Origin of the sequence: Bacillus sp. GB_SG_008, assembly GCF_052038115.1 — a bacterium.
Lineage (GTDB): Bacteria > Bacillota > Bacilli > Bacillales > Bacillaceae_G > Bacillus_A > Bacillus_A rhizoplanae.
Genome location: NZ_JBPZSK010000003.1, coordinates 637,260 through 655,046, shown reverse-complemented (window position 1 = coordinate 655,046; position 17,787 = coordinate 637,260). Strand labels below are relative to the sequence as shown.

General features: G+C 36.7%; 13 protein-coding genes and 1 pseudogene. 13 read left to right on the top strand and 1 reads right to left on the bottom strand.

The features are described from left to right. The first annotated feature begins 124 nt into the window (after positions 1-124). From ACTDJC_RS11005 to ACTDJC_RS10945, 13 genes and pseudogenes are all read left to right on the top strand, one after another. Positions 125-601, top strand: a complete 477-nt coding sequence (locus tag ACTDJC_RS11005) for a PH domain-containing protein (RefSeq protein ID WP_098306027.1) — start codon at positions 125-127, stop codon at positions 599-601. Further along, positions 594-2,033, top strand: a complete 1,440-nt coding sequence (locus ACTDJC_RS11000) for a PH domain-containing protein (RefSeq protein ID WP_440603473.1) — start codon at positions 594-596, stop codon at positions 2,031-2,033. The genes ACTDJC_RS11005 and ACTDJC_RS11000 overlap by 8 nt, the downstream gene beginning before the upstream one ends. A gap of 258 nt (positions 2,034-2,291) precedes the next feature. After that, a complete protein-coding gene (locus tag ACTDJC_RS10995; protein WP_098306029.1) occupies positions 2,292-2,783 on the top strand; it encodes a COG4315 family predicted lipoprotein in 492 nt (163 codons plus the stop codon). Between the two features lie 131 nt (positions 2,784-2,914). Beyond that, a complete protein-coding gene (locus tag ACTDJC_RS10990; protein ID WP_098306031.1) occupies positions 2,915-3,457 on the top strand; it encodes an RNA polymerase sigma factor in 543 nt (180 codons plus the stop codon). A gap of 10 nt (positions 3,458-3,467) precedes the next feature. Continuing rightward, the gene (locus tag ACTDJC_RS10985; protein WP_098306033.1) at positions 3,468-4,205 is read left to right on the top strand and encodes an anti-sigma factor; all 738 of its coding nucleotides are present in this window, start codon (positions 3,468-3,470) and stop codon (positions 4,203-4,205) included. Positions 4,206-4,418: 213 nt separating this feature from the next. Then, entirely contained in the window at positions 4,419-6,521 is a 2,103-nt protein-coding gene (locus ACTDJC_RS10980) for a transglycosylase domain-containing protein (protein WP_440603472.1), read from the top strand. Positions 6,522-6,702: 181 nt separating this feature from the next. Continuing rightward, a complete protein-coding gene (gene hemE / locus ACTDJC_RS10975; RefSeq protein WP_440603386.1) occupies positions 6,703-7,749 on the top strand; it encodes a uroporphyrinogen decarboxylase in 1,047 nt (348 codons plus the stop codon). Positions 7,750-7,761: 12 nt separating this feature from the next. After that, entirely contained in the window at positions 7,762-8,697 is a 936-nt protein-coding gene (gene hemH / locus ACTDJC_RS10970) for a ferrochelatase (protein WP_440603385.1), read from the top strand. A gap of 22 nt (positions 8,698-8,719) precedes the next feature. After that, a complete protein-coding gene (hemY, locus tag ACTDJC_RS10965; protein ID WP_440603384.1) occupies positions 8,720-10,141 on the top strand; it encodes a protoporphyrinogen oxidase in 1,422 nt (473 codons plus the stop codon). A gap of 374 nt (positions 10,142-10,515) precedes the next feature. Beyond that, positions 10,516-12,783: pseudogene (locus ACTDJC_RS10960) on the top strand (DUF6359 domain-containing protein); the annotation flags it as partial. Between the two features lie 320 nt (positions 12,784-13,103). Then, positions 13,104-13,676 carry a TetR/AcrR family transcriptional regulator gene (locus ACTDJC_RS10955; protein WP_429708243.1) on the top strand — a complete coding sequence of 191 codons (573 nt, stop codon included), beginning with the start codon at positions 13,104-13,106 and terminating at the stop codon, positions 13,674-13,676. A 183-nt stretch (positions 13,677-13,859) separates the two neighbouring features. Beyond that, positions 13,860-16,328 carry a YhgE/Pip family protein gene (locus ACTDJC_RS10950; protein WP_440603383.1) on the top strand — a complete coding sequence of 823 codons (2,469 nt, stop codon included), beginning with the start codon at positions 13,860-13,862 and terminating at the stop codon, positions 16,326-16,328. Positions 16,329-16,530: 202 nt separating this feature from the next. After that, positions 16,531-16,758: a DUF2187 family protein gene (locus ACTDJC_RS10945; RefSeq protein WP_440603382.1), complete on the top strand. Its 228-nt coding sequence runs from the start codon at positions 16,531-16,533 to the stop codon at positions 16,756-16,758. 144 nt (positions 16,759-16,902) lie between these two features. On the opposite strand, the gene ACTDJC_RS10940 is transcribed toward ACTDJC_RS10945, so the two are convergent. Next, entirely contained in the window at positions 16,903-17,430 is a 528-nt protein-coding gene (locus tag ACTDJC_RS10940; RefSeq protein WP_440603381.1) for a DinB family protein, read from the bottom strand. Between the last annotated feature and the right edge of the window lie 357 nt (positions 17,431-17,787).

Below are 17,787 nucleotides of genomic sequence, written 5' to 3'. Positions count from 1 at the left end.
GGAAAACATTTACTAAAAATAACTTGTTTTCCAATTATGTTTTTTATATGATTAATGCAGTTTGGTAACTAAGGTTATAGATTCATAGAAAAGATGTACTAGATGATGAAATAGAGGTGAAACGATGCAACCATTAGAAAATCAAATTCATTCCAGCATGGTACGGGTATGGCAAATTAGCTCGCTCATTACATCTGGAGTCGGTCTTATTATTACAATTGCTTATTTTATATTTATGATTAAATTTGATTGGACAGGCTGGATATTTGGTGCGCTTGTAATAGGGCTTCTTGCGTATGCGCCGCTCAGCTATCTTGTTTTTCCAAATTTACGTCAACGCTATCATAGTTATCAATTAAATGAAGAAGAGATGGAAATTCAACATGGAATGTTCGTTGTTCAGCGCGTATTAGTGCCGATGATTCGTATTCAGCACATAACGATTGAACAAGGTCCAATAATGCGTAAGTATGGCTTAACAGAATTAAAAGTATCTACAGCTGCAATGACGCACGGTATTCCTGGTTTAACGATGAGAGAAGCAGAACAATTAAAACGCCAAATTTCTGAACTGGCGAAGGTAAGTGATGAAGATGTATAAGAGGCAGCATCCAATTACCATTTTATTTGAATTAAAGATTAAAGATCTTCTGCCAACATTTCTACTTCTCTTTAGTACGAAAGGTAAATTTCCATTTTGGTATTTGATTCCATTTGGTATTTTCGCATTTACCATTCTTTCTACTATGATTGAATGGTATTACAAAGTGTATTGGATTGAAAATAATACTCTACATATTAAACATGGATTATTTGTGAAAAAAGAAAGCTACTTAAATAAAGAGCGTGTGCAAACAATCAATACAAGCTCCAATGTTGTTTATCAATTGTTAGGTTTAACGAAATTAAAAATTGAAACGGCTGGCGGAGGCCATGAGCCAGAGGTAAACTTAGCGGGGATTACAAATGATGAGGCAAAGCATATAATTTCTCTTCTAAATGAAGAAGCGAAAATAGAAGAACAGTTAAAAGAAGAACAGCATACACAAACGAATGAAACGAATACAGCTGTTTATAAACTAACAGTAAAAGAAATTCTCCTTGCATCTATTACATCCGGTCAGTTTGGGTTGTTATTTTCGTTTCTTTTCATATTTGCGCAAGAGCTAAAAGACTATCTTCCACAGCATCTTATCAATGCAGTCGAAAAATATGTGGAAAATAGTGATATGTACGGCTGGATGTATATGGCGGCTATTTTACTTGTATTTTCATGGGTTATTTCAACAATTTCATATGCATTTAAACATGCGAATTTTACTGTTTATCGAAGAGGAGATGAAATTCGCATTTCGCAAGGGCTATTTGAGAAAAAGGAACTTGTGTTAAAGTTACACCGGATCCAAGCTATTACGATTAAAGAAGCGCTGCTTCGCCAACCGTTTGCTTATTGCTCGGTGCACGTAGAAGTGATTCAAAGCGTTGGAAAAAATGACATGAATGTTACGTTGCATCCCCTTATGAAAAAAAAGGATGTGCAAAAGTTATTGGAGCACTTGCAATTACCATACAAAATAGAGGATCATGTAACACATTTACCAAAGGCTGCACTGCGTCGCTACCTCATTTATAGTTGGGTCATTTGTATGATATTTGCGATACCAATTGCCGGAGTGAGTATATATTTTAAACAATATATAGGGCTATTTGTATTAATTCCATTGTTTATGATTTTTACAGCTCTTGGATATGGAAAATTTACAACAGGCGGATATGCGCTGCAACCTAATCAGCTCACAATTGTATATCGCGGCATTGCTAAATATACGGGATTAGTGAGAAAAAGACATATTCAATCGATGAAGAAAAGTCAGTCTTACTTCCAGCATAAAGATCAATTGTGTACGTATATGTTTGCGGTTGCATCATCAGGTGCAGGACGGCATTATGAATTAAAACATACGAGATTAGAAGATGCGGAAAAGATGCATAGTTGGTATAAGCAAAAAGATGAAAAAATAGTTGTAGACTGAAAGAGCGTTTGAGTATAAAGTGTTGTTAATATAACGATATTCAATATATAGAAACATATAAAAATTCTTCAGTTTACATAAAGTGAAACTTCCAGCAGTGGGGGCTTACTGCCCGCGAATAGCAGAATAAATTTGATAGAGTTAGAAAGAGATGTAAGCAGAAGGAAAGGCTTGCATCTTTTTTTATTTTCTATAAAACCGATTCAATCTTTCAATCGTTACCTTACATATAAATAAAAAATTGAAGGAGGAGTCAGTATGAAAGCATGGCAATGTGTTGTATCCATATTAGCGAGCATTTTTTTATTAGCAGCGTGTAATAGCGATAAGGAAGAAGGGGCTCAAAGTAAGAAAACGAGTGGAGAAAACGTGAGTGAAGTTTCTAGTAATAAAGACGAATCTTCTAGTTTACAATTATTAGAGAACGATAAGGTTGGAAAATACTTAGCAGATGCAAACGGAAAGACACTCTATTATTTTGCAAAAGACACATCTAAGGTAAGTAATTGTAGTGGTGACTGTGTAAAACTTTGGCCGCCATTTGTTGCAAAAGATTTTGAAGTGCCAAAAGGATTTGATAAAAAAGACTTTGCTACGATAACAAGAGAAGATACGAAAGAACAACAAGTAACGTATAAAGGCTATCCCCTTTACTATTTTGCGAATGATAAATCAAAAGGAGATATAAATGGACAAGGGGTTAAAGATATATGGTTTGTGTTGAATAGTGAAACTACATTTAAACAGTAAACAGTGGTAAATATTCTGTTAAAAGGAGCGACCAGCATTGTTGGTGGTTCCTATTTTTCTTCCTGAATTATATAATTGAATAAATTACAAATTATCAGAAATAAATGAAAAAACAGGGAGTGCAGGTGAGAATGAAAGAAAAAAATGATTATGAGTTAATGCAATTAGTAAAAAGAAACCATCGTCCTGCATTAGAAGAACTATATGAACGATATATTAAGTTGACATATAGTTTCACTTTTAAATTTTTTCAGGGAAATGAAGACAAAACAAAAGAAGTTGTTCAATTAGTTTTTTTAAAACTTTGGACAACGAAAAGTATGTATAATCCTTCAAAAGGTGAGTTCGTAAATTGGATACTTACGATTACGAGGAATATATGTATTGATTATGTCCGAAAAGAAAATAAAGAACTTATGTATAGGAAGTTTGATGATGCTGAAAAACCTATACATATAGCAGATTCAAAGAATGAAATCGAGAAAAGGCTGCACAGTGTTGAAATTCAAAAGGCAAAGCAGAATTTGTCTACGTCTCAAAAAAGATTAATCGACTTGCTCTATTGGAAAGGTTATTCCCTTAGTGAGATTGCTAAAATGGAAGATGAACCATTGGGAACCACTAAAAGTCGTCTTCATCAATCTTTAAAGCAATTAAAAAAATATCTAGAATAGAGGGGATAGTATGGAGAGAGAATGTGAGCATTTATTATCCTACGTTACGAATACATTTGATGATAAAGAAGAAAAAAAGTTTAAAGAACATTTAAAGGTATGCCCGAAATGTCAAGCTGAGTATCAATCAATGCAGCCAGCTTGGGAAGCGCTGCATTTCGATTTTGAGGAGAAAGAAGTACCAGCAACATTAAAAGCTGAAGTGTTTGATTTTATATTTGCAGACGAACAAACGAATGAAGATAACAGAGTAACAGCGAAATGGAAAGAATGGACGGCTTTACTAAAAAAACAATTTACACCGTTGGCAACAGGAGTACTAGTAACAATGTTAGTGATTACAGTAGCATTAACAATCGAAAATTCACAATTAAAAACACAACCTTTAGCTAAGCATGAATTAAACAGCGATCCAATTGAAGTAATTTCTACTCGTCCATTAGTATCAACCGATCAAAATCATGAAAATACAAAGGGATATATGTTTGTTATACAACAAGGAGATAAGAAAAAATTAGTTGTACAAGCGGATCATTTGCCACAAGTGAAAAATTCAGAAGTGTATCAAGTTTGGTTATTGAAAGATGGCGAAAGAAAAAACGCTGGAATCTTTAAACCTGATGAAACTGGTTCGGGACTTCTGACATATGAAATTTCACAAAAACAGTCCTTCGATAACATCGGTATTACACTTGAACCAGATTCGAATAGTACGAAACCTCTTGGCAAAAAGGTACTAGGAACTTAAAACATATGTTACAGTGAATTCAATTTTCTTATAAAGTGAAATTTTCATCAGTGGGGTATGAAGAAACCCCCACTGATGGAAGTTTCACTTTATTTTTCTTCATTATATCAAGACGTGTAAAAACCTTCGAAGATGATACATAAAGGATATGTTTTTTCAAATAATAAACGTACCATCATTTGGAAAGAAGGGTGAGGCGTGAAGAATACAAAGATGTTTCTCATTGGCTTTGTTTCAATTTTTATATTTGCAATTGTTCTATATAAACTGATTATATTTGCTGGTGGTTATATGATGGATGAAAAGCGTCTTGTATTTCACTCTTCATCACGTATCGTTGATCAGAAAGGTAAAGAAATCACGAAACTTTACGTGGAAAATCGAGAATTGGTACATATTGAAGATATCCCAACATTTGTTCAACAATCGTTTTTAGCTGTTGAAGATTCACGTTTTTATAAACATCATGGTGTTGATTTTTCTTCTATTATACGAGCACTTTATAAAGATATTTTAGCTGGAGAGAAAGTAGAAGGTGGGAGTACGATTACACAGCAGCTTGTGAAAAATGTCTTTTTGTCACATGAAAAAACGTTATTTCGAAAAATGAAGGAAGTTGCAATTGCGTTTCACTTGGAGCAGAAATATACGAAGCAGCAGCTTTTAGAAATGTATTTAAATCATATTTATTTTGGGCACGGGGCATACGGCATTCAAGCAGCTGCAAAATTTTATTTTAATAAAGACGCACAGCAGTTAACGGTCGAAGAAGGTGCGATGCTCGCTGCTCTTCCGAAAGCACCGAATAGCTATTCTCCGTTTTTGCATCCTGAAAAAAGTAAGGAACGCCGGGATTTGATTTTATCGTTAATGCATAAGCAAGGATATTTATCGGCAGAAGAAACAGTTCGTTATCAAGGAAAAACGATTGCTCTTCATACAAATCGAAATGAACAGAAGCTTGCTTATATGCCATATATCGATATGGTAGTCGATGAAGCAGCTCGTACGTATGGATTATCTCATCAAGAAGTATTGCGCGGAGGATATACATTTGTTGTTGCGATGGATGACAAGATGCAAAAGGTAGCGTATGAACAATTGCAAAATGTCCGTAATTTTCCAATGCAAGACGATGAGATGCAAGGTGCTGTTCTCTTAATGGATAGTAGAACAGGCGGGATAAGAGCTGCAGTTGGAGGAAGGCATTACTTAGCACGCGGGTTAAATCGAATTTACGCAAAGCGGCAGCCGGGATCTGTATTAAAGCCGCTTCTCGTATATGCACCAGCACTTGAAACGAAAAAATATACACCGTATTCTTTATTAACAAATGAACAAAGTTCGTTTGATGGCTATGAACCGCACAATTATAACAATCAATATTCGAAGGAAGTAACGATGTATGATGCGTTATTAGAATCGGCAAATGTTCCAGCTGTATCTCTTCTGCATGAAATTGGCGTGGAGGAAGGAATGCGATATTTAGAAAAAGGAGATATCTATATTCCTGAACACGGTCTTAGTACTGCGCTTGGCGGTTTAAAAGAAGGAGTTTCCCCATTTGAACTTGTGAAAATGTATCGTGCATTTGTAGCGGGTGGAAAAATCGTTGAACCGCATGTAATTGAGAAGGTGTTGAATCGACACGGAGAAATCATTGGACAAGCAACAGGAAAAGAAATAAAAATTTTTTCTAAGCAAACTGCTTGGTATATGACAAAAATGCTTGAAGGTGTTGTGAAAGAAGGAACTGCACAAGATGGTGTATATAAAGGACCACTTGCTGGGAAAACAGGAACAACCTCTTTGCCAAATCAAGAAACTGGAGCAAGAGATGTTTGGTTTGTTGGTTATACACCAGATTTAGTTGGGGCTGTTTGGATGGGGTATGACCGCACTGATGACAAACATTATGTGCGTGGCAGCAGTGCCTATCCAACAAAACTATTTAAAACAATTTTAGCGAAAGTAAATGTACAAGGTGAAAAGAAATTTGTACAGCCACGCGGTGTTGAAACGATTGGGATGCCGATTCGCTTAAGTAAAGTGGATGGTTTAGAAGCTAAGTTAATGTTTACCCCGCTTGGTTTATTTACAGCAAAACTAACATGGAATCAACTTCCTGATAAGAGAGTTCAATATCGAATTTACAAAATAGACAATGGGAAAGCAACTCATATAGGTACAGTAACAGGAAAAGGTGAATATGAAGCAAAGTTTATGAACGTTTTTAAAGCACCTCGTTTTTATGTTGTACCATTTAATCCGCAAACGAATCGAGAAGGAGAAAAAACAAAAGAGGTTAAGCCGTAAATTCAGCTTGTGCTATAATGAAAATGTTCCGAAAAAAGAAGGGATTTAGACATATGTTTGTGTCAATTTCATGAACATCGTACATAATGTTGTACATTTTGTTTTTACAGATTGTATAGTAAGAAAAGATAAAAAGGATAGGGTTCGTTAGCTGCATTAGAAAAGAAGGGGGAACAGGGTTTTGGTACGACAAATCAATGAAACATTTTTACAAGCATGCAGAGGAGAGCGTACAGATTATGTACCAGCATGGTATATGCGCCAAGCGGGTCGCTCTCAGCCGGAATACAGAAAGATTAAAGAAAAGTATTCTTTGTTTGAAATTACACATCAGCCAGAGCTTTGTGCTTATGTAACGAAGCTGCCTGTTGATCAATATAACGTTGACGCTGCTATTTTATATAAAGATATTATGTCACCGCTTCCAGCGATTGGTGTGGATGTAGAGATTAAATCTGGAATTGGGCCTGTGATTGATAATCCTATTCAATCGCTGCAAGATGTAGAAAAATTAGGAGAAATTCATCCTGAAGATGACGTTCCATATATATTAGATACGATTCGTTTATTAACAACGGAAATGCTTGATGTTCCGCTAATCGGATTTTCAGGAGCACCGTTTACGCTAGCAAGTTATATGATTGAAGGCGGACCGTCTCGCAATTATCATAAAACGAAAGCGTTTATGTATGCAGAGCCGAAAGCATGGTTTGCGCTAATGGATAAGCTTGCAGATATGACGATTACGTATTTAAAAGCGCAAATTAATGCTGGTGCAAAAGCAATCCAAATTTTCGATTCTTGGGTTGGTACAGTAAATGTTGCGGATTACCGCTTATATATTAAACCAGCAATGGAGCGTATTTTCACAGAGCTTCGTCCTATGAATGTACCGCTTATTATGCACGGCGTTGGAGCGAGTCATTTAGCAAATGAATGGCATGACTTGCCACTTGATGTTGTCGGTCTGGACTGGCGTCTGCCGATTGAAGAGGCGCGTGCGCGCGGTATTCAAAAGGCGGTGCAAGGAAATTTAGATCCATCTATTTTACTTGCACCGTGGGATGTTATTGAAACGCATGTAAAAGCGATTTTAGACGAAGGAATGAAACAACCGGGATACGTATTTAACTTAGGACATGGTGTATTCCCAGAGGTAAATCCAGAGACGTTAAAACGTATGACTGCATTCATACACGACTATTCAAGAGAACAGTTGGCGAAGTAAAGGAGAAGCCGCATGAAAAAGAAAATCGGTTTACTTGTGATGGCATATGGAACGCCTTATAAAGAAGAAGATATTGAACGTTACTATACACATATTCGCAGAGGAAGAAAGCCAAGCGCAGAAATGTTAGAAGAGCTAACAGAACGCTACCGAGCAATCGGTGGCATTTCTCCTCTAGCAAAGATTACGCTTGAGCAAGCAACAAAGTTAGAAGCGTATTTAAATGAAATGCAAGACGAAGTAGAGTTTAAAATGTATCTCGGCTTAAAACATATTGAGCCGTTTATTGAAGATGCTGTGAAGAATATGCACGAAGATGGAATTAAAGATGCAATTGCCCTTGTTCTTGCGCCGCACTATTCTACATTCAGCGTAAAGTCGTATGTAGGAAGAGCGCAAGAAGAAGCAGAAAAGCTTGGCAGCTTGCAAATTCATGGTATTGACAGTTGGTATAAAGAACCAAAATTTATCGATTACTGGGTTAACCAAGTAAAAGCAACATATGAAACAATGACAGCTGATGAGCGTGAAAAAGCTGCTCTTATCGTATCAGCGCATAGTTTGCCAGAGAAAATCATTGCGCTTGGTGATCCGTATCCAGAACAATTAAGTGAAACGGCTGATTATATTGCCCGCGGAGCTGAAGTGGAAAATTATGCAGTAGGCTGGCAAAGTGCCGGTAATACACCAGATCCATGGATTGGGCCAGATGTGCAGGATTTAACACGTGAATTGCATGAGAAATATGGATACACTTCTTTTGTATATGCACCTGTTGGATTTGTTGCAGATCATTTAGAAGTACTATATGACAATGATATTGAATGTAAAATTGTAACAGAAGAAATAAATGCAAAGTATTATCGTCCAGAAATGCCAAATGCAAGTGCTGCATTTATTGCTTGTTTAGCAGATGTTGTTATAAAAAAGTGGAGTGCAGTTTCATAAAGCGAGGAAGGAGGGAGCAGACTTGAAAAAGAAAGTAGTGATTATAGGTGGCGGGATTTCTGGCTTAACAACAGCATATTACTTACAAAAAGAAATTCGTGAACAAGGGCTGCCGATTGATACGATGCTTATTGAATCATCAGGTAGGCTCGGAGGAAAAATTCAAACACTGCAAAAAGACGGATTTACAATTGAACGTGGTCCAGATTCGTTCCTAGAGCGAAAAGAGAGTGCAGCAAGGTTAGCACGAGAATTAAATCTTGGCGATGAACTTGTCAACAATGCAACAGGAAAATCGTTTGTCCTTGTAAATAATCGTTTGCATGGCATTCCAAGCGGTTCGATGATGGGGATTCCAACGCAAATTAAACCATTTGTATTTTCTGGGTTATTTTCTCCTATCGGCAAGGTGCGAGCAAGCTTTGATTTTGTGCTTCCTCGTTCTAAGCCAATATCGGATCAATCACTCGGTCATTTTTTCCGTCGCCGTTTAGGAAATGAAGTGGTTGAAAATTTAATTGAGCCGTTGTTATCAGGCATTTATGCTGGTGATATTGATCAGATGAGTTTAATGTCGACGTTCCCGCAGTTTTATCAAGTAGAACAAAAATATCGCAGTATTTCGCTCGGTATGCGTACATTGGCACCGAAAAAGCCAGAGGACGCGAAGGCAAAAGGAATCTTTTTAACGTTGAAAACAGGATTACAATCCATTGTAGATGCAATTGAAGAAAGATTAGAAGATGAAACGGTTATGAAAGGAACGCGCGTTGAAAAAATCACAAAAATTGGTGATTGTTATAGCATTACACTTAGCAATGGTAAAGAAATAGAAGCCGATGCTATTGTTATGGCTGCATCTCATAAGTGGTTGCCAGCGATGTTTTCTCAATATAAACAGTTCCGTTTTTTCCGCAACATTCCATCTACGTCAGTTGCGAATGTAGCGTTAGCGTTCCCAAAAGAAGCGATTCAGCGTGATATTGAAGGAACAGGATTTGTTGTCTCTCGTAATAGTGATTTTACGATTACAGCATGTACATGGACGCATAAAAAATGGCCGCATACGACGCCGGAAGGAAAAGTGCTCTTGCGCTGTTATGTGGGACGCCCTGGTGATGAAGCAATTGTGGAGCAGACAGATGAAGAAATGGTTCGTGTCGTGTTAGAAGATCTGCAAAAGACGATGGATATAACAGCTGAGCCAGAGTTTACTGTTGTCAGCCGCTGGAAAGATGCGATGCCGCAATATACGGTTGGTCATAAAGAGCGTATGGAAACTTTAAAACAGTTCATGAATGAAGAATTACCTGGCATTTATTTAGCAGGAAGCTCTTATGCTGGCGCTGGTTTGCCAGATTGTATTGATCAAGGCGAAGCAGCGGTAAAATATGTATTATCTTATTTAGAACAAACGAAACAAGAAGAGTTAATGGCACAATAGTAAGAGGGGATGACCTAAAAGGCACGTAGGTGCCTTTTAGAGTCAGCCCCTTTTTTACGTGTTCGCCGATATATGAATATAAAGATCTTTCGACAATATTCAACATGCGGGTAGTCGAGCCACTGGAACTGGATCATATCGAAAAAAATCTGCTCCTTGCTTAATTTTTGTACAAAATTAATTTTTTGTAAATTCTCATAAATGTAATATTCTTTATAAAGAATCCCTGCTATGATAGAACATGCTAAGGTATAGGACAAACATTTAGGGGGAGGATTTCTTTGAAAAAGCTAGCAATCATCTTTTTTTCACTCGTGTTCGTTGTGTTAGTAACAGATATTGTAGCGAAGGCTGAACAGGAACAAGTATTAACTGTTGATGAAGCAATTCAATTGTTTCAGCAGCAAGGAAAGAAACAAGCGGTTGTAGAAGGGTATATTGTTGGGTACACGCAAAATCCAGGTAAATATACGAAAGACCCAGCGAAATTTGGAGATACAAATGTTGCAATTGCTGCTTCTCCGGATGAAATAAACGCGGATAAAATTATGCCAGTTCAGCTTCCAATAGGTGAAGTTCGTAAAGCAGTGAATGTAAAAGATCACCCAGAAAATATAGGGAAAAAAGTGCGCTTAACAGGTACGTTAGATAGTTATTTTAGTAGTCCAGGGTTAAAATCTGTTACAGCTTATGCGTTTCAAGATAATGAGAATCATAAGGTGAGCGATGTAATCGCTAACCCAAATGGGGGCGAAGTAGACAAAGGAACAGCTGTAACATTAACAACAGCAACAGAAGGTGCTGCTATCTATTACACATTAGATGGATCTAATCCAACAGCTCAGAGTATTCTTTATAATGAACAAATTGTGCTTAATGAAAATAGTGTCATTAAAGCGATTGCAGTGAAAGAGGGATTTGAAGATTCTCGCATTGCAACATTCTCGTTTACGATTGTGAAAAATGACCCTATTCGCATTCATGATATTCAAGGGAAATCGCACGTGTCTGCTTATGATGGAAAAGATGTAAAAGTCGTTACAGGTATTGTTACACAATTAGATAAATATGGATTTTATATGCAAGATCCGCAGCCTGATGAAGACCCAGCTACTTCAGAAGGAATTTATGTTTATAAAAAAGATGGGGGCGTGAAAGTAGGCGATCTCGTTTCTATAGATGGACAAGTAGAGGAATTTATCGGACCAGGATATGCAGAACGTTTTGAGACAGATTTATCGATTACAGAAATTAAAGCAAAGAGCGCTACAATTAAAGCGAGTAATCAAAAACTGCCAGAAGCAGTTGTATTGGGAGAAAACGGTGTAAAAATACCAGACACAGTTATTGATAATGATGGATTCGGTATGTTTGATCCAGCAGAAGATGCAATTGATTTTTATGAAAGTTTAGAAGGAATGCTTGTAACACTGCCACAACCAAAAGTGATTGCACCGCAAAAAAACGGTAACTTATATGTAACGATTGCTAATGGCAGTCAGAAAGTAACGACAAAATTCGGGACGCCGCTGCTGCAAGCTGACAATTTAAATCCAGAGCGCCTTTCCGTTAAGGTCGCACGTAATTATGTAGCAAAAGCAGGAGATCAACTTCTTGGAGATGTAACAGGTATAGTTGGTTACGACTACGGAAATTATCGTATTGCTCCAATAGGAGAGCTTCCAGCGCTGCAAGATGGTGGATTTAAACAACTTGGTGCAAATATTCAACCGCGCCTTGATAAACTCACAATTGCGACATATAACATTGAGAACTTCTCAGCAAATATAAAAGAAACGTCCGATGAAAAAGTAAGACGTCTTGCTTACGCAATTAAATACAATTTAAAGATGCCAGATATTATTGGTGTTCAAGAAATGCAAGATAACAATGGAACAATTAATGACGGTACAACAGATGCATCACTTAGTGCAAAACGTTTAATTGATGCGATTCAGGAAATTCACGGACCAAAGTATGAGTATATAGAGATTGCACCAGAAAACAATAAAGATGGCGGTGCACCAGGAGCAAATATTCGTGTTGGTTTCTTCTATAATCCATCTCGTGTGAAATTAGCACAAAAGCCGGTTTTACTTGAGAAAAATGTTGTACGAATTGGAGAAAACAATCCATTATTTGACGATACACGTAAACCGTTAGCTGCTGAGTTTACGTTCCAAGGCCAAAACATCGTTGTTATTTCCAATCATTTAAACTCTAAATTAGGAGATGCATCGCCGTTTGGAAAAATCCAGCCACTTGTACTAAAAAGTGAAGCAAAACGCGTGCAACTTGCTGAGGAAGTTAATGGTTTCGTAAAAGGTATTCAGGGGCGACATGCAAATGCACCAGTTGTTGTAGTCGGTGATATGAATGACTTTGAATTTTCAAAACCAATGCAAGCATTAAAAGGCGACATCATGAAAGAAATGCTTGAAACAGTTCCGCAAGAAAATCGCTATACGTATATTCATGAAGGAAATGCACAAGTGTTAGATCATATTTTTGTAACGAATAACATTGCACCGCACACAATTGTTGATCCAGTTCATTTAAATGCAAATGTCATGGAAGAGGATGGACGCATGAGTGATCATGATCCGGTGCTTGCACAAATTGAGTTAAAGAAAGCTTCATAAGTGGAAGATAAAGTGAAACTTCCATAAGTGGGGGTTTTCTTCATCCCCCACCTATCTTCTTCGCTTTTCTCTGAATCTTGAGGTGGGGGTCTTACTGCCCGTTCATGCGGGATAAAACACACTCGTCTGTAATACAGACGAGTGTGTTTGTTTACTTTTGTTATTTTTTGATACAATGAGGGATAATGAATTTTATTTTTTAAGGAGTAATGTTGAATTTCCGTTAAAAATAAAACTTGAAAACATTGGTAAGCTATGGTAATATCATATTCGTACTGATTGACTGAAATATTCATTTAGTCATTATTGGAGGTGACAACATGGCAATTGATCGAAAACGAGCAATTATTGAAGCTGCAACAAAATCTTTTTCCGCTTTTGGTTATAAAGCAACAACAATGGATCAAGTTGCAAAACTTGCAAATGTTGGAAAAGGAACAATTTATACGTTTTTTAAAAATAAAGAAGAGCTGTTTGGTGAAATCATTTCAAATTTAATTAACGAAATGAAGCAAGTCGCAGAAACAGCAATTGATTCAAATGTATCATTTTTTGAAAATGTACATCGTGCCTTATATAGCATTTTAGAATTCCGTAAAGACCATCAACTTATGATTAAGCTTATTCAAGAAGAGCGAGATATGGGCACAAAAGAAGTGCAAGATGTTATGCGGCAATTGGATTCTGAAATTATTACATTTATTAAATCTCGTCTTGAAGTTGCAATTGCAAAAGGTGAAATTATAGCATGTGATCCAGAAATTACCGCATTTATCATGCTTCATCTGTATGTATCTCTTATTTCTGACTGGGAAAAGTATCACGAACCGTTAGAAAAAGAGCATATCGCTGAACTTTTTGAACTATATTTATTAAAGGGATTGTCAAAATAAGATAATCCTCTTATTATTATAAAATATGACCAAGTGAACGGTTTGGTCATAAGTTAGTGGAGGCGGAATTGTAAGAAGATAGCAACACATACGAGAAGATGAATTGGTCGTTATTTTCTTCTTATTTTACAAAAACTGACTAAATGAACAAAGTAGTCAATAATTTAGAGGGAGAGTGAAACAATGCGAGGATTTAAACTGCTTGGAAAAGAGTTTGCGACGATTATCAAAAGTAAAAAAATCTTAATTCCAATTATTGCAGTATTATTTATTCCAGTATTGTACGCTGGTATGTTCTTATGGGCATTTTGGGATCCATATAGCCAATTAGATGATTTACCAGTTGCAGTTGTAAACCTTGATGAAGGTGCAGTATATAATGGAAAACCGATTGAGGCCGGTAAGGAACTTGTTGATAATTTGAAAGAAAATAAAAGCTTCAAATGGGAGTTTGTCAGCGACAAAAAGGCAAAAGAGGGAATGGACGATCGTAAATATTACATAACGATCCGCATTCCAAAAGATTTCTCTAAAAATACAACAACACTGTTGGATGAAAACCCTAAAAAATCAAAACTAGAGTACATTCCAAATGAAAGTTTAAACTTCTTATCTTCACAAATTGGTGGATCAGCCATTGAAAAAATCAAAGGTGAAGTAGCAAATTCGGTAACGAAAACGTATGCTGAGACAATGTTTGATTCATTAAAAGATGTTTCTAAAGGTTTTGCTGATGCAAGTGAGGGAGCAGGTAAGCTTCATGATGGTACGAGTCAATTGAAAGATGGTTCTGGAAAAGTAACAGAAGGATTAAATACTTTAAATAGTAAGACTGGTGAAATGATAACGGGGATTGGAAAATTAACAAGCGGTTCCCAGCAAATTGCAGGAGGCTTAGGACAATTCCTTGATCCAAAAGGAGAGTTCCAAGGAGGCTTGGGAAGCTTAACAACTGGTTCCCAGCAAATTGCGGGAGGTTTAGGAAAATCAGCAACTGGTTCCCAGCAAATTGCAGGAGGTTTAGGCCAATTTATAGATCCAAAAGGAGAGTTCCAGACAGGGCTTACTTCTCTTTCCGGGGGTTCTAATCAGTTAGCGAATGGCCTTGGCCAACTTCAAGGTGGTCAAGAAAAATTAGCTGCTGGTGCAACAGAAGTGCAAAAAGGTATTGAAGATACAAACGCAGGCTTGAAAAAATCGTTAGCTGGTGTAACGGATATGAAAAATAAGTTACCAGAGCTAACAAAAGGATCTGAACAAGTAAGCAACCTTGCACAGAACACTGCAGGTGGCGCTAATGAAGTTGCAGCTGATATAGCGCAGCTGCAAGAAAAAATCAATGGGTTACCAGAGGAATATAAACAACAATTAGCACCAACTGTTCAAGAACTTATCAAAGATAATCAAGGTGTTGTAACCAATGCAAAACAAACTGCGGGCACTGCAAAAGCTGTGTCTAATGGTCAAACTTCATTACAAGCTGGTGTAAATGAACTACAAAATGGTCAACAACTGCTTGTAGGAGGTACAGAAAAATTAGCAGCAGGTCAACAGCAGTTTATAACAAACTTCCAAACTTTTGGTGAGAAATTAAAAGAAGCAACGACTGGTGCAAGTACTATAAGTGGTGGTCTAGATCAACTTTCCAATAAAGCAACAGCAGGCTTAGGTCAGTTGTATACTGGAGCAAATGAATTAGCAGGCGGCTTAGGTCAATTATCTGCAGGAGCAAACCAGTTAACAGGTGGCTTAGGTGAATTATCAGGAAAAGCAACAGCAGGACTAGGTCAGTTATCTACTGGAGCAAACCAATTAGCAGGTGGCTTAGGTGAATTATCTTCTGGTTCGAAACAAATGGCAGACGGCGTCAGCCAACTAGCAGACGGTTCTGGTCAAGTAACGAATGGATTGGGCGAAGCAAATGACGGTTCAAAAGAACTTGCAACAAAACTTGGCGAGGGCGCTAAAGAAACAAGCGAAGTAAAAGGCGACGAGAAGAAATACGATATGTTCGCTGCTCCGGTAAAAGTGAAAACTGAGAAGGAAGCAGAAGTTCCAAACTACGGAACAGGCTTTACACCGTACTTCTTATCTCTTGGTTTATTCGTTGGAGCACTGTTATTATCTATCGTGTTCCCATTACGCGAAACAGTTGGTATACCGAAATCAGGATTTAGCTGGTTTATTAGTAAGTTTGGTGTACTTTTTGCAGTTGGTGTGATTCAAGCACTTATTGCAGATGCGATATTGCTGTTCTGGTTAGGTGTTGAAGTACAAAGTGTTCCATACTTCGTATTGTTTAGCATTATTACAAGTTTATCATTTATTGCGTTAGTTCAATTTTTAGTAACAGCTTTCAGCGATGCAGGACGTTTTGTTGCGATCTTGACATTGATTTTACAGTTAACAACAAGTGCTGGTACATTCCCACTTGAGTTAATTCCAAAACCATTGCAAGTGTTTAACGCATGGTTCCCAATGACATATTCTGTATCAGGATTTAAAGCGGTTATTTCAAGTGGAGATTACAGCTTTATGTGGCACAATGCAGGTATTTTAATGATCTTTATCGTCCTGTTATCACTTGGAACAATTGGAACATTAACTTGGATGCATAAGCGTCAATTCGGAAAATTTGCGGAAGCGGAATAAATGAAAAATCCTAAAGACTTGTAGTCTTTAGGATTTTTTATTTCATATAGAGTGGTTTTATATATATTTGCATATTTCTTTGCATTTCCAGGTGTTTTTTGCATAATTATTGATAAAGCGTATTATTATGAAGGGAAAATAAGTGAAAAAACAGAAACAACTATAAAGAAAAAACATAAAGTACATATAGGAGGTTTTTATTATGGAAAAAATGAACAAAGTAAACATTGGGGATTATGTTCAGTTTTCTTATCGTGATAACCCATCCTTAAAATTAACTGGATATGTAGTAAACGTTTTAATAAATACAGTTGTTGTAGATGTTTCAGAAATGTTAAAGAATGAAGAGCATCAAGATATCGAAGCTCGCCAAGTGGTAAAACATGATCAGTACAAGAAAATAGAAATTTCGAGAGATAATGTTTCATGATGAATACGATAAACATTCTCCATTAGAGAAAATAAATTTTGGAAGCCCTTTCAGTAAGGTTTCCCTCGCATCTTCACAAAAAAGCTAGCACTTTGCTAGCTTTTTTATTTTGGATAACGATATGTCGTAGTAAAAGAGTAGTTTTTACCCATTAACGTGCAATAAATCTAATCTTTCTTTTTGACGAAGATGATGCTGAAAATGCATATAAATAAGTTCAAACCATTCCTCTGCGTTTAAATAACCAAGGCGGGGATGTTGTACTTTATAGTTATTTGGAATAGTTGATAATGTAGGTTCAATTTCTTTCATTCTTTCAATCAGTTGTAACAGCCCTTGTTTAAGGTCTTCTTTATTCGTTGGGTTGTTCGGTGTATATTCAGGGTGAGCAGGTACTTTAATTTGGATAGGAGGAAATGCTCCCATTGCATAAATTTTTTCTCCGGCGTCTGTTTTATCCCCGCCAATAGCAGCTGTTTGATTTGCACATTTTTCAATAGCCGCTATTTGCATATGGAAAGCTGATAAAATTAGATGATTGTACATTTGTCCAAGTGACCATTCTTCATCGGAAGGTTTTTGTATCAATAGTTCTAATGGGTACTTCTCCAGCTCTTTTTTATAGTATGTTGCTAACTCTTCAAACTTCTCCAAAACTATACTTGTTTTCATGTTACATACTCCCTTTCTTATTATAATTAAGTTCTTTTCTCTTAATATAAAGAAGTATTGCTGATACCATTATGCCAGCAGTAAGAATGAAGAATTACATATTTTTTTGCTAAAGCGTTTGCTGTTACGATTCTTTTTTGTTACAATTCCGGATAATGGAAAGTGAACGGTCCGTTTGATTCATATATCATCTTTTCTCAGTTTATAAGCTTATCTTATACTACTAATTGCAACACAAAAATAAATTCGAACTATAGAGCCATTTTTCCTGCAGTTTATAGCGTTAATTTACTAGTTTTTAATTTTTACAATATTAATATAGTAAATTCCCGTCAAGGTGTCTTGCGGTTTCCAATT

Bases quoted from the DNA above. Each gene is read 5' to 3' on its own strand.
- ACTDJC_RS10950 (WP_440603383.1), top strand. From the start codon at position 13,860: ATGCGAGGATTTAAACTGCTTGGAAAAGAGTTTGCGACGATTATCAAA.
- ACTDJC_RS11000 (WP_440603473.1), top strand. From the start codon at position 594: ATGTATAAGAGGCAGCATCCAATTACCATTTTATTTGAATTAAAGATT.
- ACTDJC_RS10980 (WP_440603472.1), top strand. From the start codon at position 4,419: ATGTTTCTCATTGGCTTTGTTTCAATTTTTATATTTGCAATTGTTCTA.
- ACTDJC_RS10955 (WP_429708243.1), top strand. From the start codon at position 13,104: ATGGCAATTGATCGAAAACGAGCAATTATTGAAGCTGCAACAAAATCT.
- ACTDJC_RS10940 (WP_440603381.1), bottom strand. From the start codon at position 17,430: ATGAAAACAAGTATAGTTTTGGAGAAGTTTGAAGAGTTAGCAACATAC.
- ACTDJC_RS10990 (WP_098306031.1), top strand. From the start codon at position 2,915: ATGAAAGAAAAAAATGATTATGAGTTAATGCAATTAGTAAAAAGAAAC.
- ACTDJC_RS10945 (WP_440603382.1), top strand. From the start codon at position 16,531: ATGGAAAAAATGAACAAAGTAAACATTGGGGATTATGTTCAGTTTTCT.
- hemH (WP_440603385.1), top strand. From the start codon at position 7,762: ATGAAAAAGAAAATCGGTTTACTTGTGATGGCATATGGAACGCCTTAT.
- ACTDJC_RS10985 (WP_098306033.1), top strand. From the start codon at position 3,468: ATGGAGAGAGAATGTGAGCATTTATTATCCTACGTTACGAATACATTT.
- ACTDJC_RS10995 (WP_098306029.1), top strand. From the start codon at position 2,292: ATGAAAGCATGGCAATGTGTTGTATCCATATTAGCGAGCATTTTTTTA.
- ACTDJC_RS11005 (WP_098306027.1), top strand. From the start codon at position 125: ATGCAACCATTAGAAAATCAAATTCATTCCAGCATGGTACGGGTATGG.